Consider the following 962-nt stretch of genomic DNA (forward strand, 5'->3'; position numbering starts at 1 on the left):
ACTCAAGTGGTTTTTACTACCTAATCTGGGCTTATCGCAAGTTAATACGTCCTTCATCGCCTCTGACTGCCAAGGCATCCACCGTGTACGCTTAGTCACTTAACCATACAACCCGAAGGAGTTTCGAGTTGATGTTCAAATCACCAAAGTTGTCTCTCATTATTTGAATGAGCGAGAGACATTTCGATTTTGCCGGACTCAATTTCGAATAATCACTTAAAAGTGATATTCCCAAGAACACTTGAATGTGCTCGTTTACTTTCATTTTTGAAAAATGAAAACAAACAGTTGGTGTTTGTCTTAAAGACAAACATTGAGAACTTTACAATCAACAATAAATTGTTGATTTGTCAGCTTTCCAAATTGTTAAAGAGCTAATCACTTCTTATGAAGTAACCATTTTTAAACACACTCGTAAGAATGCTTAAAGATGGTGGAGCTATGCGGGATCGAACCGCAGACCTCCTGCGTGCAAGGCAGGCGCTCTCCCAGCTGAGCTATAGCCCCATCAAGGTGTCGATACTGCATACCAATTTCAAAAGAAATTGGTGGGTCTGAGTGGACTCGAACCACCGACCTCTCGCTTATCAGGCGAACGCTCTAACCACCTGAGCTACAGACCCAGTATCGTCTCTTTTACTTATAAACCGTATCAATCTGTGTGGACACTCATCGTGTATAATCATCGTTTAAGGAGGTGATCCAGCGCCAGGTTCCCCTAGCGCTACCTTGTTACGACTTCACCCCAGTCATGAACCACAAAGTGGTAAGCGTCCTCCCGAAGGTTAAACTACCTACTTCTTTTGCAGCCCACTCCCATGGTGTGACGGGCGGTGTGTACAAGGCCCGGGAACGTATTCACCGTGGCATTCTGATCCACGATTACTAGCGATTCCGACTTCATGGAGTCGAGTTGCAGACTCCAATCCGGACTACGACGCACTTTTTGGGATTCGCTCACT

At 44.8% G+C, this 962-nt stretch carries 2 tRNA genes and 2 rRNA genes; all 4 read right to left on the reverse strand.

Annotated features, from left to right (window positions below):
- Positions 1-105: ribosomal RNA gene (locus CBX98_RS25230) — 23S ribosomal RNA — on the reverse strand; the annotation flags it as partial.
- Between the two features lie 326 nt (positions 106-431).
- Positions 432-507 (reverse strand) — tRNA-Ala (locus tag CBX98_RS25240).
- A gap of 39 nt (positions 508-546) precedes the next feature.
- Positions 547-623, reverse strand: a tRNA-Ile gene (locus CBX98_RS25245).
- A gap of 67 nt (positions 624-690) precedes the next feature.
- A 16S ribosomal RNA gene (locus CBX98_RS25250) occupies positions 691-962 on the reverse strand; the annotation flags it as partial.

The sequence above is a fragment of the Vibrio sp. T9 genome, from assembly GCF_003123985.1.
GTDB lineage: Bacteria > Pseudomonadota > Gammaproteobacteria > Enterobacterales > Vibrionaceae > Vibrio > Vibrio diabolicus.